Annotated in this window: 24 protein-coding genes; 8 read left to right on the top strand and 16 right to left on the bottom strand. The window is 70.4% G+C overall.

The window, feature by feature from the left end; all coding sequences use genetic code 11:
- Positions 1 to 224 precede the first annotated feature (224 nt).
- The 6 genes from V1457_RS02645 to V1457_RS02670 form a co-directional block, all read right to left on the bottom strand.
- Positions 225 to 1,091, bottom strand: coding sequence for an ABC transporter substrate-binding protein (locus V1457_RS02645; RefSeq protein ID WP_338599812.1), 867 nt, complete (start codon positions 1,089 to 1,091; stop codon positions 225 to 227).
- A gap of 44 nt (positions 1,092 to 1,135) precedes the next feature.
- Positions 1,136 to 1,849 carry an ABC transporter permease subunit gene (locus V1457_RS02650; RefSeq protein ID WP_338599814.1) on the bottom strand — a complete coding sequence of 238 codons (714 nt, stop codon included), beginning with the start codon at positions 1,847 to 1,849 and terminating at the stop codon, positions 1,136 to 1,138.
- Complete coding sequence (locus tag V1457_RS02655) at positions 1,819 to 2,487, bottom strand: ABC transporter permease (protein WP_295146420.1); 669 nt, start codon at positions 2,485 to 2,487, stop codon at positions 1,819 to 1,821. Before V1457_RS02655 ends, V1457_RS02650 begins: the two co-directional genes overlap by 31 nt.
- Positions 2,484 to 3,569 (bottom strand): ABC transporter ATP-binding protein, encoded by a 1,086-nt coding sequence (locus V1457_RS02660; protein WP_295146422.1) that lies wholly within the window; start codon positions 3,567 to 3,569, stop codon positions 2,484 to 2,486. Before V1457_RS02660 ends, V1457_RS02655 begins: the two co-directional genes overlap by 4 nt.
- A 168-nt stretch (positions 3,570 to 3,737) precedes the next feature.
- Positions 3,738 to 6,566: an EAL domain-containing protein gene (locus V1457_RS02665; RefSeq protein ID WP_338599822.1), complete on the bottom strand. Its 2,829-nt coding sequence runs from the start codon at positions 6,564 to 6,566 to the stop codon at positions 3,738 to 3,740.
- 340 nt (positions 6,567 to 6,906) lie between these two features.
- The gene (locus V1457_RS02670) at positions 6,907 to 8,109 is read right to left on the bottom strand and encodes an NADP-dependent malic enzyme (RefSeq protein WP_200073215.1); all 1,203 of its coding nucleotides are present in this window, start codon (positions 8,107 to 8,109) and stop codon (positions 6,907 to 6,909) included.
- Between the two features lie 388 nt (positions 8,110 to 8,497).
- Between V1457_RS02670 and V1457_RS02675 the strand changes: the two genes are divergently transcribed.
- Positions 8,498 to 9,121, top strand: a complete 624-nt coding sequence (locus V1457_RS02675; protein WP_295139734.1) for a dTDP-4-dehydrorhamnose 3,5-epimerase family protein — start codon at positions 8,498 to 8,500, stop codon at positions 9,119 to 9,121.
- A gap of 3 nt (positions 9,122 to 9,124) precedes the next feature.
- Here V1457_RS02675 and V1457_RS02680 read toward each other — a convergent pair whose 3' ends face one another.
- Both V1457_RS02680 and V1457_RS02685 read right to left on the bottom strand, forming a co-directional pair.
- The gene (locus V1457_RS02680; protein ID WP_338599829.1) at positions 9,125 to 10,723 is read right to left on the bottom strand and encodes a GMC oxidoreductase; all 1,599 of its coding nucleotides are present in this window, start codon (positions 10,721 to 10,723) and stop codon (positions 9,125 to 9,127) included.
- Between the two features lie 76 nt (positions 10,724 to 10,799).
- Positions 10,800 to 11,219, bottom strand: coding sequence for a S24/S26 family peptidase (locus V1457_RS02685; protein ID WP_338599832.1), 420 nt, complete (start codon positions 11,217 to 11,219; stop codon positions 10,800 to 10,802).
- Between the two features lie 33 nt (positions 11,220 to 11,252).
- Here V1457_RS02685 and sodN point away from each other — a divergent pair, with 33 nt between their 5' ends.
- From sodN to V1457_RS02700, 3 genes are all read left to right on the top strand, one after another.
- Complete coding sequence (sodN, locus tag V1457_RS02690) at positions 11,253 to 11,660, top strand: superoxide dismutase, Ni (RefSeq protein ID WP_338599835.1); 408 nt, start codon at positions 11,253 to 11,255, stop codon at positions 11,658 to 11,660.
- Positions 11,661 to 11,751: 91 nt separating this feature from the next.
- Positions 11,752 to 12,357: an acid phosphatase gene (locus tag V1457_RS02695; RefSeq protein WP_338599838.1), complete on the top strand. Its 606-nt coding sequence runs from the start codon at positions 11,752 to 11,754 to the stop codon at positions 12,355 to 12,357.
- A gap of 28 nt (positions 12,358 to 12,385) precedes the next feature.
- Entirely contained in the window at positions 12,386 to 12,862 is a 477-nt protein-coding gene (locus V1457_RS02700; protein ID WP_307850312.1) for a GNAT family N-acetyltransferase, read from the top strand.
- Between the two features lie 34 nt (positions 12,863 to 12,896).
- Here the strand turns inward: V1457_RS02700 and V1457_RS02705 are convergent, their stop codons facing one another.
- Positions 12,897 to 13,328 (bottom strand): hypothetical protein, encoded by a 432-nt coding sequence (locus tag V1457_RS02705; RefSeq protein WP_200073220.1) that lies wholly within the window; start codon positions 13,326 to 13,328, stop codon positions 12,897 to 12,899.
- A gap of 512 nt (positions 13,329 to 13,840) precedes the next feature.
- On the opposite strand from V1457_RS02705, the gene V1457_RS02710 reads away from it, so the two are divergent.
- The gene (locus V1457_RS02710) at positions 13,841 to 14,764 is read left to right on the top strand and encodes a diacylglycerol kinase family protein (RefSeq protein WP_200073221.1); all 924 of its coding nucleotides are present in this window, start codon (positions 13,841 to 13,843) and stop codon (positions 14,762 to 14,764) included.
- Positions 14,765 to 15,009: 245 nt separating this feature from the next.
- Positions 15,010 to 15,267 (top strand): WhiB family transcriptional regulator, encoded by a 258-nt coding sequence (locus tag V1457_RS02715; RefSeq protein ID WP_200073222.1) that lies wholly within the window; start codon positions 15,010 to 15,012, stop codon positions 15,265 to 15,267.
- Between the two features lie 257 nt (positions 15,268 to 15,524).
- On the opposite strand, the gene V1457_RS02720 is transcribed toward V1457_RS02715, so the two are convergent.
- Positions 15,525 to 17,018: a PAS domain-containing sensor histidine kinase gene (locus tag V1457_RS02720; RefSeq protein ID WP_200073223.1), complete on the bottom strand. Its 1,494-nt coding sequence runs from the start codon at positions 17,016 to 17,018 to the stop codon at positions 15,525 to 15,527.
- Positions 17,019 to 17,030: 12 nt separating this feature from the next.
- On the bottom strand, positions 17,031 to 17,249 hold the full coding sequence (locus tag V1457_RS02725; RefSeq protein ID WP_200073224.1) for a biotin/lipoyl-binding carrier protein: 219 nt from the start codon (positions 17,247 to 17,249) through the stop codon (positions 17,031 to 17,033).
- 172 nt (positions 17,250 to 17,421) lie between these two features.
- Between V1457_RS02725 and V1457_RS30540 the strand changes: the two genes are divergently transcribed.
- Positions 17,422 to 17,499, top strand: coding sequence for a 50S ribosomal protein bL37 (locus V1457_RS30540; RefSeq protein WP_374220979.1), 78 nt, complete (start codon positions 17,422 to 17,424; stop codon positions 17,497 to 17,499).
- A gap of 74 nt (positions 17,500 to 17,573) precedes the next feature.
- On the opposite strand, the gene rsrA is transcribed toward V1457_RS30540, so the two are convergent.
- Together rsrA and V1457_RS02735 are read right to left on the bottom strand one after the other, a co-directional pair.
- Complete coding sequence (gene rsrA / locus V1457_RS02730) at positions 17,574 to 17,909, bottom strand: mycothiol system anti-sigma-R factor (protein WP_200073225.1); 336 nt, start codon at positions 17,907 to 17,909, stop codon at positions 17,574 to 17,576.
- Positions 17,906 to 18,658 (bottom strand): sigma-70 family RNA polymerase sigma factor, encoded by a 753-nt coding sequence (locus tag V1457_RS02735; protein WP_374220977.1) that lies wholly within the window; start codon positions 18,656 to 18,658, stop codon positions 17,906 to 17,908. Before V1457_RS02735 ends, rsrA begins: the two co-directional genes overlap by 4 nt.
- A gap of 213 nt (positions 18,659 to 18,871) precedes the next feature.
- Here V1457_RS02735 and ybaK point away from each other — a divergent pair, with 213 nt between their 5' ends.
- Positions 18,872 to 19,348 (top strand): Cys-tRNA(Pro) deacylase, encoded by a 477-nt coding sequence (gene ybaK / locus V1457_RS02740; protein ID WP_338599852.1) that lies wholly within the window; start codon positions 18,872 to 18,874, stop codon positions 19,346 to 19,348.
- Positions 19,349 to 19,352: 4 nt separating this feature from the next.
- Here the strand turns inward: ybaK and V1457_RS02745 are convergent, their stop codons facing one another.
- Genes V1457_RS02745 through V1457_RS02755 form a run of 3 tightly spaced genes read right to left on the bottom strand, consistent with a single transcriptional unit; the run spans position 19,353 to position 21,457 of the window.
- A complete protein-coding gene (locus tag V1457_RS02745) occupies positions 19,353 to 19,964 on the bottom strand; it encodes an alpha/beta family hydrolase (RefSeq protein ID WP_200073228.1) in 612 nt (203 codons plus the stop codon).
- Positions 19,961 to 20,686, bottom strand: a complete 726-nt coding sequence (locus V1457_RS02750) for an SOS response-associated peptidase (protein WP_338599856.1) — start codon at positions 20,684 to 20,686, stop codon at positions 19,961 to 19,963. Before V1457_RS02750 ends, V1457_RS02745 begins: the two co-directional genes overlap by 4 nt.
- A gap of 6 nt (positions 20,687 to 20,692) precedes the next feature.
- Positions 20,693 to 21,457: an SOS response-associated peptidase gene (locus tag V1457_RS02755; protein WP_338599859.1), complete on the bottom strand. Its 765-nt coding sequence runs from the start codon at positions 21,455 to 21,457 to the stop codon at positions 20,693 to 20,695.
- Positions 21,458 to 21,548: the final 91 nt, after the last annotated feature.

Genomic DNA, 21,548 nt, shown 5'->3' on the forward strand with positions numbered 1-21,548 from the left:
ACCGATCCCGATGAAGCCCTGCTTCAGAACCCCTCGTCGATCGGCGAGGAAACAATCGCACTCGCGCCGCGCTGGAGCACCCTCAGTAGCGCGAAAGTGAAGACACTTCCCCACTATGGTTGCTTGTATGACTGAGCGTGAGCAGTTCTCTCGCACTACTCAGGTACAGCTGAACGTCCCGAAAGGGAATCACATCTGTCAGCACACTGGAAACTTCCACTCCATCAGATCCCGGCGACGAACTCCCGCGCCAGATCGGCCGGGTTCGCCTTGTCCACCTCCAGCCGCCGGTTGAGCTCGGTGAGCTTCTCGGTCGTCAGCGCCCGCGACGCCCGGTTCAACGCATCGGCCTGCGGCGGCGTCAGCCGGTTGCGGCCGATCAGCGGCACCACGTGCTGCGCCGGGAACATGTCCGCCGGGTCGTCGAGCTCGACCAGGTCGTTCTCGCTGATCTGCGAAGACGTGGTGAACAGGTTCGCGACCTGGATGGTGTCCTCGACGAGCGCGTCCACGGTGACCGAGCCCGCCTCCAGGTTCCGGATCTCGTGGAACCGGCAGCCGTAGACCTCGCCGATGCGCTGCTCCCACCGCGACTTCCACTCCGCGGGCGCGCCCAGGGTGAACTGCCCGCAACACGGCCCCAGGTCGGCCATCGAGCGCACGCCGCTCTCGGCGGTTCGCCTGGTCACGGTGAGCACGTCGGAGTCCTCGGCAGGCGACTGCTCCAGCACGTCCAACCCCGGCGGGAGCCTGCGCTTGACTTCGTCGTAGACCTGCTCCGACTCGGTCGCCGTGCTCTGCGGGTCCAGGTACTGCAGCAGGTTGCCGGTGTAGTCCGGGATCACGGTCAGCTCGCCCTGTGCCGCGGCGTTGACGTAGGACTCCCGCGCGCCGATGCGGGGTTTGGTCTCCACCTCGGCACCGGTGCCGCGCAGCGCCGCCGCGTAGATCTCCATGACGAGTTCGCTTTCGGCGAAGTCGGCCGAGCCGACCACCAGCGCACCATCGGTGCCGTCGCCCGCCTGGAACGGATCGCCGCCGCAGCCCGCCAGGCCGAGCACCACCAGCAGGGACAGGACCACAGCGCTCATCCGCCTCACGGCGCACTCCCCAATCCGTGCCGATCCGGACGACTTCATGCCACGCCGGCCGGAACCCGCCGCTTCGCGCGCAGGCCCTTCGGAGTCAGCAGCTTCGACATCCCCGCGAGCAGTGCGTCCAGCACGACCGCGAGCAGCGCGATGAACAGGGCCGCGGCCAGCGTCTGCCCGTAGTCGTAGACCTTGATGCCTTCCAGCAGGATGGCGCCGAGCCCGCCGAGGCCCACGTACGCCGCAACCGACGCGGTGGCCACGACCTGCAGCATCGCGGTCCGGACACCGCCGAACAGCAGCGGCGCCGCATTCGGCAGCTCCACCTGCCACAACTGCTGCAACGGCGTCATGCCCATGCCCTTGGCGGCATCGCGCGCTTCCGGCGGCACGCTCTGCACCCCGGCGTAGGCGCCGGACAGCACCGCGGGGACGGCCAGGATCACCAACCCGGCCAGCGTCGGCAGCACCCCGATCCCGGCGAGCAGGACGAACAGCGTGACCAGGCCCAGCGTGGGCAGCGCCCGCATCGAGTTGGTCAGCACGACCGCGGACGCGCCGCCGCGGCCGGTGTGCCCGATGCAGAGGCCGATCGGCACCCCGATGATCGAAGCCGCCAGCACCGAAACGACGCAGTAGTACAGGTGCAGCAGGCACTGCAGCAGCAGCCCGTCGGAGGAGAACCAGTGCGCGGGGTCGGCCAGCCAGCCGAGCAGTTCCTCGATGATCAAGCTGCTCGCCCCCCGGCTCGCTGCCACGGTGTCAACGCCCTGCGCAGCGCGACGATCAACAGGTCACCGACCATCGCCAGCAGCAGCGTCAGCACCACGCCCAGCAGGATCGGAGTGAGGTAGTCGCGCTGGAACCCGTCGGTGAACAGCCGCCCCAGCCCGCCGATGCCGATCAGCGCGCCGACGCTGACCAGGCTCACGTTGCTGACCGAAGCGACCCGCAACGAGGTGGCCAGCACCGGCACCGCCAGCGGGAGTTCGACGGCGAAGAATCGGCGCCGCGGCCGGTAGCCCAACGCGGTCGCGGCGGTGACGACGTGGCCGGGCACCGAGCCGAGCCCGTCCATCACCGGCCGGACCAGCAGCGCCGCGTTGTAGATGGTCAGCGCCACGACCACGTTGATCGACGCGGTCGCTCCGGTCCCGAGCACCGCGGGCAGGATCACGAACAGCGCCAGCGAAGGAACCGTGTACAGCACGTTGGCCGAACCCAGCAGCACGCCCCGCACTCGCGGGTTCCGTTGCGCGAAACGTCCGAGGGGCAGCGCGATCAGCGCGCCGATCACCAGCGGGATCAGCGCGAGGTACGCGTGCTGCCCGAGCGAGCTCAGCAGCACCTCGCGGTTGCTCGGGCTGGAGAAGTAGTGCGCCAGCTCGTCGATCACGGCGCTACCCGCTGCCTGCGGCTGCGCTCGATCTCGTCGAGGACTTGCTGCGCGGTGACCACGCCGACGTAGCCGCCGCGGTCGTCGACGACCACGCCCAGCCCGGACGGCGACGACAGCGCGGCGTCGAGCGCGCCGCGCAGCGGTGTTCCCGTCGTGTGCAGCGATCCGCCGGCAAGCAGCCGATCTTCGGTGACCGGACCGGTGACCTCAGCGTCCGGGGCCAGCCAGCCGCGCGGCCTGCGGTCACCGTCCAGCGCCAGTACCCAGCCATCGGCGCTGCTGCGGTCGCCGAGGGTCACCGTGGCCACTTCGTCCGGCACCACCGAACCGTCCACGAACGACAACCGCCGGTAGCCGCGATCACGGCCGATGAACGAGGTGACGAAGTCGTCCGCGGGCTCGGCCAGCAACTCGTCGGGTTCGGCGTACTGCGCCACATGTCCGCCGGTTCGCAGCACCGCCACTTGATCGCCGAGCCGCACGGCCTCGTCGATGTCGTGCGTGACGAACAGGACCGTCTTGCCGAGCTCGCCCTGCAACCGCAGCAGCTCCTCCTGCAGTCCTTCGCGCACGACCGGGTCGACCGCGCTGAACGGCTCGTCCATCAGCAGCACCGGCGGGTCGGCGGCGAGCGCGCGGGCCACCCCGACCCGCTGCTGCTGACCACCGGAGAGCTGCGCGGGGTACCGGTCGGCCAACGACACCGGCAGGCCGACCAGCTCGAGCAGCTCGCGCGCCCGGTCCCGGGTGGCGCGCCGGCTGTTGCGGAACAACCGCGGCACCGTCCCGACGTTGTCCAACACGGTGCGGTGCGGGAAGAGACCGGCCTGCTGGATGACGTAGCCGATGCCGCGCCGCAGCACCGCGGGATCGGCGTCGCGCACGTCCTGACCGTCCACGAGCACGTTGCCGGACGTCGGCTCGATCATCCGGTTGACCATGCGCAGCAGCGTGGTCTTGCCGCAGCCGGACGGGCCGACGAGCGCGGTGATCGTGCCTGCGCGCACGGTCAGGTCCACGTCCTCGACGGCGACCGTGCCGTCCGGGTACGCCTTGCGCACGGACCGGAACTCGATCAACCGAGCCCCCTCGCTGATCACCGACAGTCACTCGCCGACCGCCGCAAACCCGGCCGACCTTAACCCGGACGTCGGAATCTTGCGATGATCCAAGACGGTTGTGTGATCTTCAGCGGGCGTGGTCAGCAGCCAGTTCCCACGATCCGGGAGCAACTCTGCGGGGCGGGCTCACTTCCCCTCGGCGAACGGCAGCGGCCCGGCCGCCAACATGGCGCGCAACTCCCGCGGCGGCACCGGCTTGGAGAACAGGTAGCCCTGGTAAGCATCCACGCCGACCCCGGACAGCACGTGGAACTGGGTGGCCGTCTCCACGCCCTCGGCCACGCAGCGGCGGCCCATCGCACGCGCCATGCCGACCACGGCCTGCGCCACCGCGAAATCCGACGGGTCGCCGCCGACACCGGCCACGAACCGCCGGTCCACCTTGATGATCTGCGCTGGCAGGTCCTTCAGCCGGGCCAGCGACGAGTAGCCGGTGCCGAAGTCGTCCACCGCGAACCGCACCCCGCGGTCCACCAGTTCGCCCATCGCCTGCCGGGTCCGCGACGGCAGGTCCACCAGCGCCGTCTCCACCAGCTCCAGCACCACGCGGTCCCAGGCCACGCCGCACTCCGCGACGGTGTCCGCGACGACGTCGACGAAGTCCGCACCACCGGGCACCAGCCCGGCCAGGTTCACTGCGATGCCGACCTCGCGCCCGCCCTGCGCGGGCCAGCTCGCGGCCTCCCGCAGCGCGGTGCGCAGCACCCAGCGGTCCAGCTCGCGCAGCAGGTCGCCCTGCTCGGCCACCGGCAGGAAAGCATCCGGGCTGAGCAGGCCGCGGTCCGGATGCGGCCAGCGCACCAACGCCTCCGCGGTGACCACCGTGCCGTCCCCGGCGACCACCGGCTGGTAGTGCAACGTGAGGCCGTCGTTGTTCAACGCCTCCCGCAGCTGCCCCTCCAGGTGCAGCTGGCGATCGGCGGACGCGATCAGCGCCGGACTGGCCAGCGAGACCTTGCCGGCGCCGCGCCGCTTCGCCTCGAACATCGCCGCGTCGGCGAACCGCAGCAGATCCCCGCCGCCGGAACCGCCGCCGCTGGGCACCGCGGCCCCGATCGAGGCCGAGACCCGGATCAGCTGACCGTGCACCGGCACCGCCGTGCGCAGCAGCCCGGAAACACGGGTGGCCAGCGAGTCCAGCCCACCGACCGCCTCGATGTCCGAGCAGATGATGACGAACTCGTCGCCGGACAACCGGGCCGCCGTGCACCCCTCCGGCAACCCGCCTTCCAACCGGCGAGCCAGCGCGACCAGCAGCTCGTCGCCCGCGTCGTGGCCGAGCGAATCGTTCACCCGCTTGAAGTTGTCGATGTCGCAGAACAGCACCGCCACGCTCGCCGGATCCACCCGCCCGAGCAGCGCGCCGAGCAGCTGCTTGACCGCGGCCCGGTTCGGCAAACCGGTGAGGTCGTCGTGGGTGGCCTGGTAGCGCAGCGCCTCGGCGGCGCGGCGGCGTTCGGTGATGTCCTGGAACACCACCAGCCAGAACCGCGTCCCGTCGTCCTGCACCGACAGCGACACGTGCAGCTCGCAGTACACCGGCTCGCCATCGGAGCGGATCAGCAACCGCTGCGGGACCTTCCGCCGTCCCGTGCGCGACGACGCGATCTCCTCCGAAGCCGTGCGCAGGCCGGAGTCCCGCTCGTCGGGATGGGTCATCTGCCGCGAGCTCATCCCGCGCAGCTGGTCCAGCCGGTATCCGAGCAGGTCGCAGAGCGCGTCGTTGGCATCCACCAGGTGCTCGCCCTGGTCGAACAACCCGATCCCGACCGGTGTGACCGCGACCAGGTCGGTGAACCGCTGCGTGGAGCGTTCCATCCGGGTCACCGCGGTGCGCTGCTCGGTGACGTCCTGCGCCGTGCCGACCAGCACGAGCCGGCCTTCCGGATCGCGGATCGCCGCGCCGTGCGCGCGGAAGGTGCGCACCGCGCCGTCCCGGCGGATGAACCGGTGCTCCAGCTCGACCGGTTCCTGCCGCTGCACCAGCCCCCGCCACGCCTGGTCCACCGCGGACCGGTCCTCCTGGTGCACCGAACCGATGTACTCGTCGTAGGTGCTGGGCGCGTCCGGCCGGGTGCCGCAGATCTCGTGCATCATCTCGGACAGCCGCGTCGCGCCGGTGTCCGGATCCCATTCCCAGGTGCCCAGCCGAGCCGCGCGTTGCGCGTCGTGCAGCTTGCGGCGCTCGTCGCGCAGCTGCCGTTCCAGGAGTCGCTGCTCGGTGACGTCCTGCACGGTTCCCTGGATCCGCTCGATCACCCCGGAAACGTCCCGCTCGACCCGGCCGGTGCACAGGAAGACGCGGTCGGTGTGGTCGTGCAGCTCCACTTCGACGAGCTCGCCTTCGGGCGCGGACTTCAACCGGGTGCCGAAGTCGGCGGCCTTGGCCCGGTCGTCGGCGCGCACCGCCAGCTCCAGGTCCGAGCCTTCCAGCAGGTCGGCGCCGCTGGCGGCGAACAGCTCCTTGAGCATCGGGCTGTGGTACATCTGCCCGGTTTCCGGGTAGATGCTCCAGCTGCCGACGCGGGCGATCTGCTGCGCCTCGATCAACCTGGCGCGTTCGTCGAGGATTTCGACACCGCTGTAGGGCCGGGCCCCGTCCGGGACCAGGTCGCGCACATCGGCCAGCACGGTCACCTGCAGCGATTCGTCGTCCGGACGCGGCCAGCTCAACGCCCGCACCGGCACGTCGCACTCCGCACGCAGCCGGGAGATCGGGCCGTCCCGCACCACCAGCGCGGAAAGCTGGCGGCCTACCAGCGAATCCGCGTCCGCCACCCCCGCCAGCCGCACGGCCTCTTCGGTCACCTGCACGACCGTGCCGTCCGCGGTGCTCAGCAAGGCAGGCGCGGCGGGCAGCAGGCCCGCCCGGACGGGCACGTCGACCACCACGTTCCGACCACCGTCCGCCGCGGCGTCCCGGTCCGGCCCCGCCCCCGGAGTCCCGTCGGTCATCAGCACCCTCCTGCTCAGCGGCCTCGTTTCCGAGCACACCGACGACCGACCACCCGTGATCGGTACCACAGCGAGTTCCGAGCAGACCTTACCGGCACGGAGTCCGGCAAGAGCCGCTGGTCGTCGTCGATGCGGCGGCCGATCACCGCCCGTACCGCCGATGTCCGATCGGGTGACGATTGTCCCGGAGCGGCATGACGGCCCGACCGCCGCATCCGTGCAGCGACGCGCACGACTCCATCCCCGCCCGCCGCAACGACGCGGCCGCCGGGCCGCACCGCGAACGGTGCACCCCGGCGGCCGGCGCACGGGCGCCCGCGGCGTGGCGGGCGGGCGTGGTTCACGCGGTGGCCACCCCGTCCTCGCGAGCGGCTTCGGCCACGGCGTTGGTGACCGCGGGCGCGACGCGCGGGTCCAGTGGGCTGGGCACGATCCGGTCGGCGTCGAGGTCGTCGTCGACGACCGCGGCGATCGCCTCCGCCGCGGCGACCTTCATCCGGTCCGAGATCATCCGGGAGTTCGCCTGCAACGCGCCCTTGAAGATCCCCGGGAACGCCAGCACGTTGTTGATCTGGTTCGGGAAGTCGCTGCGCCCGGTCGCGACCACCGAGGCGTGCCGCCGCGCGACGTCCGGGTGCACCTCGGGGTCCGGGTTGGACAGCGCGAACACGACCGCGCCCGGCGCCATGGTCGCGATCAGATCCTCCGGGATCTGCCCGGCGGACACGCCGATCAGCACATCGGCGCCGTTCAGCGCCTCACCCAACCCGCCGGTGACACCGCGCGGGTTGGTGTACCCGAGCAGCTCCTGCTTGATCGGAGTGAGGTTGTCCCGACCGGAATGCAGCACCCCGCGCGAGTCCAGCACGACGATCTCGCCGACCCCCGCGGTGTGCAGGATCTCCGCGCAGGCGACGCCCGCGGCACCCGCCCCGGAGATCACCACGCGCAGCGAGCTCAGCTCGCGGCCGGTGACCTTGCAGGCGTTGCGCAGCGCGGCGAGGGTGACCACGGCGGTGCCGTGCTGGTCGTCGTGCATCACCGGGCAGTCCAGCGCCTCGATCAGCCGCCGCTCCAGCTCGAAGCAGCGGGGCGCGGCGACGTCCTCCAGGTTCACCGCGCCGAACGAGGGCCGCAGCCGCACCAGCGTCTCGACGATCTCGTCGACGTCGGTGGTGTCCAGCACCAGCGGGATGGAGTTCAGCCCGCCGAAGCTCTTGAACAGCGCCGACTTGCCCTCCATGACCGGCAGCGATGCCCGCGGCCCGATGTCGCCCAGCCCGAGCACCGCGGTGCCGTCGCTGACCACGGCCACCAGGTCCTGGGTCCAGGTGTAGCGGTCGGCGAGGGTCTGATCACCGGAAATGGCGCGGCTGACGTCGGCGACGCCGGGCGTGTAGGCGATCGAGAGATCGCGCGGGCTGGACAGCGGCGCGGTCACCTCGACGCCGAGCTTGCCGCCCTCGTGCGCGCGGAAGATCTCTTCGTCGGTGAGTTCGGTACCGCCGGGGGAAGTGGAAGTGTGGTCGTTCACAGTGGTCACGGCGTCCCTCCTGTTGCCATGGCCTGCGGGACGGGCGACGGAGCCCGGTCCCGGAGCGAATGGGTGGCGGCGAGCCACCCGGCGACGCGCCTGCCTGGCTGGTTCCGGCCACGGCGGGCGTCGGAGACCGGTCCCGGTCGTCCTGGTGCGGACGGCGGACCGGTGGACGCTGCGGTTCGTCCAGTGTGCCAGCAGCGCCGATGACTGTCTGCGACCAGGGTCACAGACTTGATCGAGCAGCCGGGTGTAACGACTGCGGTTTCCGGTCGAACCTTCGCAGCACGGCAAGATTTCCGGATTTTCCCGCCGAACCCCGTCCGCGGTCCACCCCCGCGAGACCGCGGACCACACCGCACGCAGCGACCGGCGCGGTCATAGAGTGCCCGCCGTGCGAGTTCGCTCCTTCGAGATCAGCGGTGTGCACGAGTTCACCCCGAAGTCCTTCCCCGACCACCGCGGCCTTTTCGTGGCGCCGTTCCAGGAGTCGGCGTTCCTGGAAGCCGTCGGCCACCCGCTGCGGCTGGCGCAGACGAACCACAGCGTTTCCGCGCGCAACGTGATCCGCGGCGTGCACTTCGCGGACGTGCCGCCCGGGCAGGCCAAATACGTGTACTGCCCGCAGGGTTCGCTGATCGACGTGGTGGTGGACATCCGGGTCGGGTCCCCGACGTTCGGGCAGTGGGCCGCGGCGAAGCTGGATTCCACCGAGTACCGCGCGCTCTACACCGCCGAAGGACTCGGCCACGCCTTCCTGGCGCTGGAGGACGACACGGTGCTGGCCTACCTGTGCTCCACGCCGTTCAACCCCAGCGCGGAGCACGGGATCGCGCCGCTGGACGCCGAACTCGGGCTGCCGTGGGAGCACTACCTGTCCGGCGAGCCCGTGCTCTCCGAGAAGGACCGGGCCGCGCCCACGCTCGCCGAAGCCGCCGAACGCGGACTGCTGCCCGCCTACGAAACGTGCCAGGCGCGCTACGCGGAACTCCGCGAGCAGCACGCCGCCCGGTCCTGAACCTCAGAAGTCCTCGGCGAGAACCCGTTCCACGTTGCGCTCGGCGAGCGCGGTGATGGTGACGAACGGGTTCACCCCGGTCGAACCCGGGATCAGTGAGCCGTCCGTGACGTACAGGTTCGTGCCGCCGCGCACCCGCCCGTAGTCGTCGGTGGCGTGGCCGAGCACGCAGCCACCCAGCGGGTGGTAGGTGAACCGGCTCTCGAAGGCCCGGTCGTCGCCGAACAGGTCGTGCCGGTACGCGGTGCCGTTGGCCCGGTTGATCCGGTCGAACACCGCCTTCGCCGCGTCGATCGACGGCTGGGTCTGGGATTCCGTCCACCGCAGCTTCGCCGAGTCGCTCGCGGCGTCGTAGACGAACCGGCCGCGTTCCGGGTTGCGGGTGATCGCCAGGTACAGGCTCGCGAACGTCTCGACCCCGGCGGGCACCGGTGCGATCTCGGCGAACACCGGGTTCACCGGGTCGTCCCAGTTGTCGATGCCGAGCGAGGGCATTCCGGACTGGACCATCCCGGTCGCGTTCCACGGATGGTTGGCGCGGCCGAGCATCACGTTGCCGTTGTTGCCCCACTGCTCACCGATGGCGTCGGAGAGCTCGGGCAGCGCACCGGTTTCCCGGGCGCGCAGCAGCAACTCGGTGGAGCCGACGCTGCCCGCGCCGAGGAACAGGTACTTGCAGGCGATCTCGCTGGTACCGCGGGACTCGCCGAGCTCGTCGATGCGCTCGATGGTCAGCACGTAGTTCCCGCCCGGCTCGCGGCGCACCGACCGCACCTGCGTGAGGGTCTGCAACGTCACGTTGCCGGTGCCGAGCGCCGCGGGGATGTAGCTCTTGTCCAGGCTGCGCTTGCCGTGGTTGTTGCCGTAGATCACTTCGGAGGCCAGCGCGGACTTCGGCACTTCGCCGGCCTCTTCCCGCCGCATGTAGTCGAAGTCGTAGACGTTGGGCACGAACGCCGTGCGGAACCCGGCCGCGCCCGCCTGCTGCCGGGAAAGCCGCGCGTAGCGGTAGGACTCGCACTGCTCGAACCACGAGCGGTCCACCGAGTTGGTGCCCAGCATCCGGTTGGCCCGCGGGAAGTACCGCGCGTACATCTGCTCGGCGTCCACCTGCGGCAGGATCTGCTCGAAGTAGTCCCGCCGCGGTGTCACCGCCATGCCGCCGTTGACCAGCGAGCCGCCGCCGACGCCGCGTCCGGTGTAGACCGACATCTCGTCGAAGTGGACCTTGTCCAGCACGCCGGCGAACGGCTTGATGTCGCGGTTCGCCAGGTCCAGCCACAGGAAGCTCGCCAGCGGTGCCTCGGTGCGGTTGCGGAACCACATGCTGCGGTGATCCGGGGTCAGCATCGAGGAGAAGATCGTGCCGTCGTCGGCGGCGGTGTTCCAGCTGCGCCCCATCTCCAGCATCAGCGTGGAAACTCCGGCTTCGCCGAGTCGCAGCGCGGTGACCGCCGACCCGTAGCCGGATCCGACGACGACGGCGGGAACGTAGGAGCGTTCGGCGGCCTTCGCGGGGCGGGTGGAGACGGTGCCGATGCCGAGCGCGGCGGCCGTCTGCAGCGCCGCGAGCCCGAGCATGCGCCTGCGGGTGAAACTCATGGAGCGTGAGCATGCAGTCCCGCAGCGCCACTGTGAACCCTGTTTACGTAAACGATGTAAAGAAAGTGAACGCCGATCACTCTGCCTGCGCACGACGCATTCGCCGCGGTTTCGGCCACAACCGACAAACCACCACGCCGAACACCCGCGCAGGGCCGAGCGACCGCGAGTCGGTGGACGCTCCCGCGTTGTCACCGCGCACGTGCCAACCGCCGCCGTCCTCGCGCAGCGCCCGCTTCACCGACAACTGCTCCGGCCGCGCATCCCACCGCACGAGCACCACGTCGCCCGGCTTCGCCGGTGCTCTCGTGCGCACCACGACGACGTCTCCGTCGTGCAGCGACGGCACCATCGAGCCACCGCGCACCAGCACCCGCCGCCAAGGCCAGCGGTCCAGCCACGACACCGCGTCACCTCCCGTTCGAACCGGGCGCGCGCCCGCCTGCGGAGCCCGGCCCTCCAGGAAGACGTCCCGGATCTTCGAGAGTAGGGTCACGCTCGTCGGAGCATTCACTGTCAGGGAGGAATGATGGGTCTACTGTCCCGAATCCTCAGCCCCAAGCTGGAGGCGACCGCGCACTGCGACCTGCCGTGCGGCGTGTACGACCCGGCGCAGGCGCGGATCGAGGCCGAGTCGGTCAAGGCGATCCAGGAGAAGTACCAGAACAACGAGGACCAGGAGTTCCGCACTCGCGCGATCATCATCGCCGAGGAACGCTCCGAGCTGGTCAAGCACCACCTGTGGGTGCTGTGGACGGACTACTTCAAGCCGCCGCACTTCGAGAAGTACCCGCAGCTGCACGAGCTGGTCAACAAGGCCACCAAGGCCGCTGGGGCGACCGGCACCAAGGGTTCGATGGACCCCTCCACCGGGCAGCAGCTGCTGGACTACATCGCGGAGATCGACAAGATCTTCTGGGAGACCAAGAAGGGCTGAGCTCCCGGTAGCGACCAAGGCGCCGGCCGACGGGAACGCACCCGTCCGGCCGGCGTCTTTTCGTGCAACCGGCGCACCTAGACTTTGGGGTGTGGCGGAATCGGCGCAGCACCGGATCTTCGTCCTGCGGCACGGCGAGACCGAGTGGTCCAGCACCGGCAGGCACACCGGGCGCACGGACGTGCCGCTGACCGGACGCGGCGAACGGCTCGCGCGGGCGGCGGGCAAGACCCTCGCGGACCTGCGCGGCGACGCACCGGCGACGGTGCTGGCCAGCCCGCGGCAACGCGCCCGGCGCACCGCCGAACTCGCCGGGCTGGTGCCCGCGACCGAGCCGCTGCTGGCCGAATGGGACTACGGCGACTACGAGGGCCGGACCACGCCGGAGATCCGCGAGAGCGTTCCGGAGTGGACGGTCTGGACCCACCCCTGCCCCGGCGGCGAATCCGCGGCGGAGGTCACCGCCCGCGCCGACGAGCTGATCGCGCGGATCACCGCCGAACCGCCCCGCACCGACGTCGTGCTGTCCGGGCACGGGCACTTCAGCCGCGTGCTGATCGCGCGCTGGCTCGGCCTGCCCGGCACCGAAGGCGTGCGGTTCGCACTCGATCCGGCCGGGATTACCGTGCTCGGTCACGAGCGCGGCGTGCCGCAGCTCGAACGCTCGAACGTGCCCGCGCCGCAGGACGCGCGCTGACCAGGACAGGAACCGGGAGAACAACACCGTGGCGCAAGAGATCCGCCGGATCACCGAGCCCGACGTGCCCGCGGTCGTCGCGCTGGTGCACGCACTGGCGGACTACGAGGAATCGGCGCACGAATGCCACCTCACCGAAGCCCAGCTGCACCGCGCGCTGTTCGCGCAACAGCCGGCGCTGTTCGGCCACGTCGCCGAAGCCGATGGTGCGGTCGCCGGTTTCACGCTGTGGTTCTTGAACTTCTCGACCTGGCACGGCACGCACGGGATCTACCTGGAGGACCTGTTCGTGCTGCCCGCGCACCGCGGCTCCGGCCTCGGCAAGCAGCTGCTGCGCACGCTGGCGCAGGAGTGCGTCGCGCGCGGTTACTCGCGGCTCGAGTGGTCGGTGCTGGACTGGAACACGCCGGCGATCGAGTTCTACGAATCCGTGGGAGCCGTCGGCATGGACGAGTGGACGGTGCACCGGCTCACCGGCGAGGCGCTGCACGACTTCGGAGGCTGAGGCTGCACCATTCCGCCAAGCTGAGAGCGGGCCGCTACTCTCCCCCGCCCCCGGAATCGTGCGTTCCCCCGCCGTAGAACGACCACACGCGCCCGTTCCGGTTGAACATGAACCACAGCACGGCCACGGCCGGAACCGCGATCACGAAGCCGATCAGCGGCTGTTCGGACGGCCCGATCGCGTACCAGGCGATGCCGAGCAGGATCAGCTGCAACAGCAGCGCAGGCGTCCGCGCCCAGAACCTGCCCTGCCACATCCCGATCCCCGCCGCCAGCACGGCCGCCGAGATGATCGCGAAGTAGCCGGCCTCGCCGAAGGTGTTGGTGCTGTTGAGCGCACCCACGCCGCCTGCGGCCGAGGGCGCGCGCACCAGCAGCGCGATGACGAAGGCGAGCCCGAGGGCGGCCTCGGCGATGGTGATCACGGCGGCGATCCGCACGGTGCGCGGAGGAGCAGGAGACGGCACGGCGGCTTCGCCTTTCCGGGAGAGTCGGCGGCGCGGAGCCACCGGTGCGCGGTACTCGCCCCATAACACCGATCGTGACTCTGCGTGTGCGCTTTCGATGGTAATACCGCCCGAACGACGCATGACTACGGCCGGGGCCGCGGGCGAAGATCAGCGCATGGCTGGTGCGGCGGTCGTGGACTACGGGGTGTTCCGCGGACCCGCTTCGCTTCCGGCCGTTGCCGGCGCAGCAGGCGAGCACCGGTGCGCTTTCGGGGTTGCGCACCGCAGCGGAGCCGCCGCCGGAGATCGATGGCAAGCGCACGACCGGGCGCACCGCGAGCAGCGGACCCGCCACGCGGTCAGCTCGGCATTGGCGAGCCGCGGCCATCGTCGGCCCGGGGCAGCAGCGCCTCCGGCCCGTCCCTTCCCCGACGCGGAAGGGAGACCCGCTTCGGCCTGATCCGAACCTCCGGCGTCCCGCACGGCGGACCCTGCGCGACGCTCGAAGCGCCTCCCCTAGGCTGCACGTCGTGCGCGCCGTGCTTGTCGTCAACCCGAACGCGACCGCCACCACGGCGGCCGGGCGGGACGTGCTGGCCCACGCCCTGGCCAACGTGCTGAAGCTGGAGGTCGTGCAAACCCGCTACCGGGGGCACGCCACCGACATCGCGCGCGACGCCGTGGACGAGGGCGTGGACCTGGTCATCGCGCACGGCGGAGACGGCACGGTCAACGAGGTCGTCAACGGGATGCTCGCCGATCCCGCGGGCAGGGATCGGGTGCCGACGCTCGGTGTCGTGCCGGGCGGCTCGGCGAACGTGTTCGCCCGTGCCCTGGGCCTGCCCAAGGATCCGGTCGAGGCCACCCACCGCCTGCTGGAGGCGGTCGCCGCAGGCACCGGCCGCCGCGTCGGCCTGGGCAAGGCCAACGACCGCTGGTTCACCTTCAACGCAGGCGTGGGCTGGGACGCCGACGTGGTCGCCGAAGTCGACCGGCTCCGCGGCCGCGGCCGGGAGGTCACCCCGGCGCTCTACGCGCGCACCGCGCTGGCCTGCTATTTCCGCGTGGCGCAGCGACCCGCCCAGATCACCGTGCAGGCAGGCGGCGAAGCACCGGTCAGCGGCCTGCACACCGCGTTCGTGTCGAACACCGACCCGTGGACCTACCTCGGCTCCCGGCCGATGCGGATGAATCCGGACACCACGTTCGATACCGGGCTCGGGATCTTCTCGCTCAGCGACATGAACGCTTACGCTGTGCTGCGCTACATCGCGCAGATGCTCCGCGGTAGAGCGAAACCACACGGAAGAAACGCTTTTCGCCGTGCGGACGTGGGGCACCTGCACGTAGCCTGTCGGGAGCCGTTGCGCTTGCAGGTGGACGGCGACAACCTGGGCGAGCGATCGGTGATCGAGTTCGCTTCGATCCCGGACGCATTGCGGGTCGCTGTATAACCTTCTCGTAACGGACCCCGATCACTGGTCGGCGACCCCGTCCGTGACCAGCGATCATCTGAAACCGCTGGTCAAGACCCATCGATCTTTCAGGTGAGTTGACTCACGGGACTAGATCGAACTCTTGACATCACGGCAGTTCGTGAAAGCATTCACAAGCACACGGACTCCGTGAAAGCATTCACAAACACCCCGAACGAACTACCGGCGCGCCACGGGGCGCGCCTAGCGAGGAGCAAGGAACGATGGACTGGCGCCACGATGCGGTTTGCCGTGACGAGGACCCCGAGCTGTTCTTCCCCGTAGGGAACAGCGGTCCTGCGCTGCTGCAGATCGCCGAGGCGAAAGCCGTGTGCCGGCGCTGCCCGGTTGCTTCCGAGTGCCTGGCCTGGGCACTGGAGAGCGGCCAGGACGCCGGTGTCTGGGGCGGCATGAGCGAGGACGAGCGGCGCGCGCTCAAGCGGCGCAGCTCGCGCACTCGGGCGGCTCGCACCAACGCCTGAGCAGCGAATCCGCTGACAGCTCAACTAGCGTAGCGGGTCGGCCGCAGAGCATCCCGGCCGACCCTGCTCCCGCCCCGGCGACCACACGGCGGCCGCCACTGAAACAACGGAAACCCCCCGACGAGAACCGGGTCGATCAGCGTCGATGCCGGTCCCGGTGCACACCCCCGTAGCACCGACGACCGAGCCGATCGATCCCAGCCAGGCCACCCCGCAGGGCCTGCCGACACATCGACGCACCGCCTGCAGCGGCGAGCTCAGCGCCGGTACTTCAACGGAACGCGCAACACCGCTTCCGTACCGCGTTGCCTACCTCGACCGCGCAGGCTCAACGAACCCCGCAGTTCGGACTCGACGAGGGTTCGCACGATCTGCAGGCCGAGGCGTTCGGCGCGTTCGAGGGAGAAACCCTTCGGCAGGCCCTGACCGTCATCGGTGATGACAACGTCCAGCCAACGCGCCGAACGCTCCGCCTGCACGACGACCTCTCCCCCGGTCTCCGCCGGGAAAGCGTGCTCGAACGCATTCTGCACCAGCTCGGTCAGCACCATGACCAGCGGCGTTGCCAACTCGGCCTGCACCACGCCGAAACGGCCGTCCCGCCGGACCTTCACCCCGGTCTCCGCGACCGCGACATCGCTCATCATCGGGATGACCCGGTCCACGACGTCGTCCAGGTCGACCCGCTCGTCCACCGACATCGACAAGGTCTCGTGCACGAGCGCGATCGAAGTGACCCGCCGCACCGACTCGTCCAGCGCCAGCCGTGCCTCCGGATTGCCGGTGCGCCGGGCCTGCAACCGCAACAACGCGGCCACGGTCTGCAGGTTGTTCTTCACGCGGTGATGGATCTCGCGGATCGTGGCGTCCTTGGACATCAGCGCCCGGTCCCGGCGCTTGACCTCCGTAACGTCGCGCACCAGCACCAAGGCACCAGCGACCTGGCCGCGCGGCTGCAGCGGCAATGCGCGGAACAGCACCGTGGCACCCCGCGCTTCGGCTTCGACGCGCATGCTCGGCTCGCCGGCGATCGCGTGCCGGATGCGCTGCGCCACCTCGTCCGCGTCGAACGGATCGGACAGCAACGACCTGGTCAGCGGCGCCAACTGCACGCCCACCAGGTCAGCGGCGTGGCCCATGCGGTGATACGCCGACAACGCGTTCGGACTGGCGAAGACGACGGTGCCGGAAGCGTCCACCCGCACCAGGCCGTCCCCGACCCGCGGACTCGTGTGCACGTCCGGCGCCGGTTCCGGAGTGGGGAACGTGCCGTCGGCGACCATCTGGCACAGATCGGCCGCGCTGCCCAAGTAGGAGATCTCCAGCGGGCTCGGCACTCGCGGTACCGCCAGGTTCGTGTCCCGGCTGAGCACGGCGACGACCTGGCCGTCCAGATTCACCGGGATCGTCTCCCGCCGCACCGGCACCCCCAGGTGCCAGCGAGGGTCCTCCTCCCGGCAGATCCGTCCTTCCAGCGCCGCGCGGCGCAGCTGCGGGTGCTCCTCGGGCGTGACCTCGCTGGAGACGACGTCCTCCGGATGCGCCGTCGGAGCCGTCGTGGGCCGGGCCTGCGCCACGCACAGGAACCGCTCCTCGCGGGCGTCCGCCGGTCCCACCGGAACCCACAGCAGGAAATCGGCGAACGACAGGTCGGACAACAGCTGCCACTCCGCGACCACGAGCTGGAGGTGGTCGGCCGCCGCACCGGACAGGCCGGTGTGCTCGGCCAGGAGATCACTCAGCGTCGACAAGGAACTCCTTAGTCAGGATTCGACGACCGCGATCAGGTCGCCTTCCTGCACCACGTCGCCCGTTCGGACCGCGACCGTGCGGACCGTGCCGTCGCCCTCGGTCAGCACCGGGATCTCCATCTTCATCGACTCGAGCAGGACCAGCGAGTCACCATCCCGCACGGTGTCGCCCTCGGCGACCGAGACGGTCATGACGTTGGCGACCATTTCGGCACGGATCTCTTCGGCCATGGTTTCCCCTCACTAGCGCGGGCCCGGGAGGGCCTCGTCCAAGGAAACCACGTCGCGGGCCACCCGATGGCAGCAGGTGGCACTCGTGCGAAACTCGAAGAGTCACCAACTCGGCGCGGGAACACGTTCCGCGACCTTGCCGAGTGCCCGACGACGCGAGGGAGGTTGCCGAATGGGCAAGCGCGCACGCAAGAAGAAGGATCGGCGCAAGAACAAGGCCAACCACGGCAAGCGCCCATTGAGTGGATGAGGCGCGGTGCGCCGCAGAACGACGATGAGCCCCGAACCGCGCGAGGTTCGGGGCTCATTCACGTTCCAGGCCTGCTACTCGGCCGCTGAGGTCCGCTTCGCGCGGATCTCCACCGAAGTGCCCTCGGGACCGCGCTCGACCGTCACATCGGCCTGCCGCAGCACGGTGTCCCGGATCGAGCTGCGCAACCGCTCCTTCAACTCGGACGGCGCGTGCTCGCCGCCGCACTTGCGGTGCAGCAGCTCCTTGAGATGCTCCTCAATGCCGTAGTGCTCCAAGCAGCTGCCGCAGTCGTCGAGGTGGCGCTGGAGCATGTCCCGGCGTTCCTGGTCGCACTCGTTGTCCAGGAACAACCAGACTTCCGCGAGCACGTCCTCGCAGGACGCCTCGTCGTGTTCGCCACAAGTCACGAGGTACCCACCTCCTGCTTGCCCGCGCGGAGGAAACCGCGGTCGCGAGCCACGTCCGTCAGCATGTCCCGCAGCTGCCTGCGGCCGCGGTGCAGCCGCGACATCACGGTACCGATCGGCGTGCCCATGATCTCGGCGATCTCCTTGTAGGCGAAACCTTCCACATCGGCCAGGTAGACGACCATGCGGAACTCTTCCGCCAACTGCTGCAGCGCATCCTTCACGTCGGTGTCCGGCAGCCGGTCCAACGCCTCCAGCTCCGCCGAACGCAGCCCGCTGGAGGTGTGGTTCTCGGCCTGCGCGAGCTGCCAGTCCTGGATCTCGTCGGTGGGCTGCTGCTGCGGCTGCCGTTGCCGCTTGCGGTAGCCGTTGATGTAGGTGTTGGTCAGGATCCGGTACAGCCAAGCTTTCAGGTTCGTGCCCTGCTTGAACGACTTGAACGCGGAGTACGCCTTCAAGTAGGTCTCCTGCACCAGGTCCTCGGCGTCCGGGGCGTTGCGGGTCATCCGCAGCGCCGCACCGTAGAGCTGGTCGAGCAGCGGCATCGCGTCCCGCTCGAAGCGGGCGGCGCGTTCCGCCGCGGTTTCCTCGACCGCGCCGTCGGTGCCGTCGACCGCGGCCTGTGCGGTCGCGTCGGCCGCAGGCGTTGCGCTGTCGGGAGCTCCTGAGTTCCCAGGCGTCTCCGGGGTGTCTGCCACCGGGTTCCTTTCCCGCCGCCAGGACGAGGTGGCTGCTGGCGACGAACCCATGCCGTCCTGCGCATGGACCCACTTGGAGGATACCCGTCCCAGGCCCTGCTCACCCGCTTGTGAGCACCCGGACGAACGCGGCCGCCGCTCGAGTACGCATGTGTTCGTCTGATCCGTCACGCCCCGTGCAACACGACGCCGGGCGGACGTATTCCGCCCGGGCCCGCCGCTGGCGGAGAGTAGGCGGTGCGAACGACTTATAAGGTCGTCGTCATGGCAGGCAAAAGCACTCCGGCTACGGCGCTGCTGGGCCAGCGGGGAATCGCGCACCAGGTGCACGCCTACGAGCACGATCCGCGGTCCGAGTCGTACGGGTTGGAAGCCGCCGACGCGCTCGGGCAGCCTCCGCAGCAGGTGTTCAAGACGCTCGTCGCCGACGTCGACGGCGAGCTCGCGGTCGGCGTGGTGCCGGTGACCGGTCAGCTGGACCTGAAGGCGCTGGCCGCGGCCCGCGGCGGCAAGAAGGCGAAGCTGGCCGACATGGGCGCCGCCGAGCGCGCCACCGGCTACGTCGCGGGCGGCATCTCGCCGCTCGGCCAGAAGAAGCGGTTGCCGGTGGTCGTGGACAGTTCCGCCGAGCAGTTCGCGACGATCTTCTGCAGCGCCGGACGGCGCGGCCTGGAGATCGAACTCGCCCCGGCCGAACTGGTCCGCCTGCTGGACGCGCGCGTCGCCGACATCGCCGGGTGAGCGCTCAGTCCAGCAGCCGCAGGATCCGGCCGAGCCACTCGTCGGCGGCGCGGGACAACGCGTCCACCCCGGCCTTCAGCGAGTGGTCCCCGGCGACCAGCACGACTTCCCGCTCGTGCGCGGGCTCGGGTTGGCCGAACGCGTCCCGTTCGCCCTGCACGACCAGCACCGGCACGTCCACGCCTGCGAGTTCGTCCAGCCGGGACTTCTCCGGCTTGCCCGGCGGATGCAGCGGGAACGCGAGGCACAGCACCGCGGAAGCCGCCCCGGCCTCGGCGGTCCGGCAAGCCACCCTGGCGCCGGAGGATCGGCCGCCGAACAGCAGCGGCAGGTCCTGGAACCAGCGCTGGCCGAGATCCTCGGCGACCGCGAGCCACGCCGCGTCCAGCTGCTTCGCCGGTGCCGGAGCACGGCGCCCCGCCACTCGGTAGGGCTGCTCCACCAGCGCGACGTGCACTCCGGCCTCGGTGGCGGTACGCGTGAGCGCGACCAGGTCCGGTGCTGCTATGCCACCGCCCGCGCCGTGCCCGAGCAGCAGCGCAGCGCGGCCTTCCTCGGCGCAGTGCAGCTCCGCCCGCGCCGGGCCGTGCGGGGTGTCCAGCTCGGCGGTCGTCATGACTCGAACAGCGCGCCCTGCTGGGCGGGTTCCGGCGCCGGCTCCGCGGGCTCGAGCAGCGCGGGGTGGTTGTTGCGCATGTTGTTCACCTCGCTGGAGACCGCGGTGAGTTCGAGCTCGTCGAGCGCTCGGACGTCCGGTGCGAGCAGCTCGTCGACGTCCGTGCGGGTCTGGTCGAGCCACTGCGCCCACTTCTGCCGGGGCAGCACCAGCGGCATCCGGTGGTGCACCGCGGCGAACTCACCAACAGCGGCGGTGGTGACGACGGCGCAGGTAACCAGCGGTGTGGTGCTGTCCGGCGACCACCACGCGGAGAACACCGCCGCCATCGCAAGGCTCGTCCCGTCGCCCCGGGAACACAGGTACGGCTGCTTGCGCCGTTCGCCGGGTCGCCACTCGTACCAGCCGGTCGCGGGCATCAGGCAGCGGCGCCGCGCGGCGGACTCCGCGTAGGCGGGCTTGGTGGTGATCGTCTCCGCCCGGGCGTTGATCATCGGCGGACCGCTGCCGGGATCTTGCGCCCAGGTGGGGACCAGGCCCCACCGCACCGGACGGAGGCTGCGCTCGGGGCCGGAGCCGGTCGCGCGCTCGACGACGATCGGCACGGTCTTGGTCGGCGTGACGTTGTAGTCCGGACCGAGCAGCCCCTCGGCGCGATCGACCGCCTCGAACTCACCGGCCAACGCAGCGGGATCCTGCTGGTTCGCGTATCGCCCGCACATCAGCCATCACCCCGAGTCCCGCGCATGATCCAACGCTACCGGGTCAACGGGATCGGCCACCGGGGCCAGCAGTTCCGCGCCGTTGTTGCGCACGTTGTTCACCGCAGGCGACACAGGGCGCAGTTCGAGGGCGTCCACCACCTCGCGGGACGGCGCGAGCAGCTCGTCCACATCGGCGCGGTCCGGATCCAGCCAGCTCTCCCAGGACGCGTTCGGCAGCACCAGCGGCATCCGCTCGTGCACCTCGGCAAGCGGGCCGATCGCGCTGGTCGTCAGCACCGAGCAGGTCACCAGCGGCGCAGCGTCCGCCGCGTCCGCCGGATCGCGCCAGGTCTCCCAGATTCCGGCCAGCGCCAGGCTGGAACCGTCCGGGCAGGTCATGAAGAACGGCTGCTTGCCGTCGGCGTCGCGGCGCCACTCGTACCAGCCGTCGGCGGGCAGCAGGCAGCGCCGGGATCGTACGGCCGAGCGGAACGCCGGTTTGCCGGTCACCGTCTCGGCCTTCGCGTTGATCATCCGGTTGCCGATCTTCGGGTCCTTCGCCCACTTCGGCACCAGGCCCCAGCGCATCAGCCGCAGGCTGCGCTCGGTGCGCCACTGGTCGGGTTCGCCCGCGGAGTCGCGCGGGTGCCGTTGCACCACGGCGGGGACGTCCTTGGTCGGTGCGACGTTGTAGTCGGCCGCGTGCCCGGCGCGGCCGGTGGCATCGGTGGCCGCGAACTCCGCAGCCAGCGCAGCCGGGTCCTTCGTGGAGGCGTACCTGCCGCACATGCCCTGGCCACCTCCTCTACTGGCGTCTGTGCACCCATAGTTGCAGCAGCCACCGACAGCGTCGAACTCCCGAGCCCGCCCCGACCGGTTC

The sequence above is a fragment of the Saccharopolyspora sp. SCSIO 74807 genome, from assembly GCF_037023755.1.
GTDB lineage: Bacteria > Actinomycetota > Actinomycetes > Mycobacteriales > Pseudonocardiaceae > Saccharopolyspora_C > Saccharopolyspora_C galaxeae.

Coding starts and splice junctions, on each gene's coding strand:
- V1457_RS02645 (WP_338599812.1), bottom strand. CDS start 1,091: ATGAGCGCTGTGGTCCTGTCCCTGCTGGTGGTGCTCGGCCTGGCGGGC.
- V1457_RS02665 (WP_338599822.1), bottom strand. CDS start 6,566: ATGACCGACGGGACTCCGGGGGCGGGGCCGGACCGGGACGCCGCGGCG.
- V1457_RS02680 (WP_338599829.1), bottom strand. CDS start 10,723: ATGAGTTTCACCCGCAGGCGCATGCTCGGGCTCGCGGCGCTGCAGACG.
- sodN (WP_338599835.1), top strand. CDS start 11,253: ATGGGTCTACTGTCCCGAATCCTCAGCCCCAAGCTGGAGGCGACCGCG.
- V1457_RS02715 (WP_200073222.1), top strand. CDS start 15,010: ATGGACTGGCGCCACGATGCGGTTTGCCGTGACGAGGACCCCGAGCTG.
- V1457_RS02725 (WP_200073224.1), bottom strand. CDS start 17,249: ATGGCCGAAGAGATCCGTGCCGAAATGGTCGCCAACGTCATGACCGTC.
- V1457_RS30540 (WP_374220979.1), top strand. CDS start 17,422: ATGGGCAAGCGCGCACGCAAGAAGAAGGATCGGCGCAAGAACAAGGCC.
- V1457_RS02735 (WP_374220977.1), bottom strand. CDS start 18,658: ATGGGTTCGTCGCCAGCAGCCACCTCGTCCTGGCGGCGGGAAAGGAAC.
- ybaK (WP_338599852.1), top strand. CDS start 18,872: ATGGCAGGCAAAAGCACTCCGGCTACGGCGCTGCTGGGCCAGCGGGGA.
- V1457_RS02745 (WP_200073228.1), bottom strand. CDS start 19,964: ATGACGACCGCCGAGCTGGACACCCCGCACGGCCCGGCGCGGGCGGAG.
- V1457_RS02750 (WP_338599856.1), bottom strand. CDS start 20,686: ATGTGCGGGCGATACGCGAACCAGCAGGATCCCGCTGCGTTGGCCGGT.
- V1457_RS02755 (WP_338599859.1), bottom strand. CDS start 21,457: ATGTGCGGCAGGTACGCCTCCACGAAGGACCCGGCTGCGCTGGCTGCG.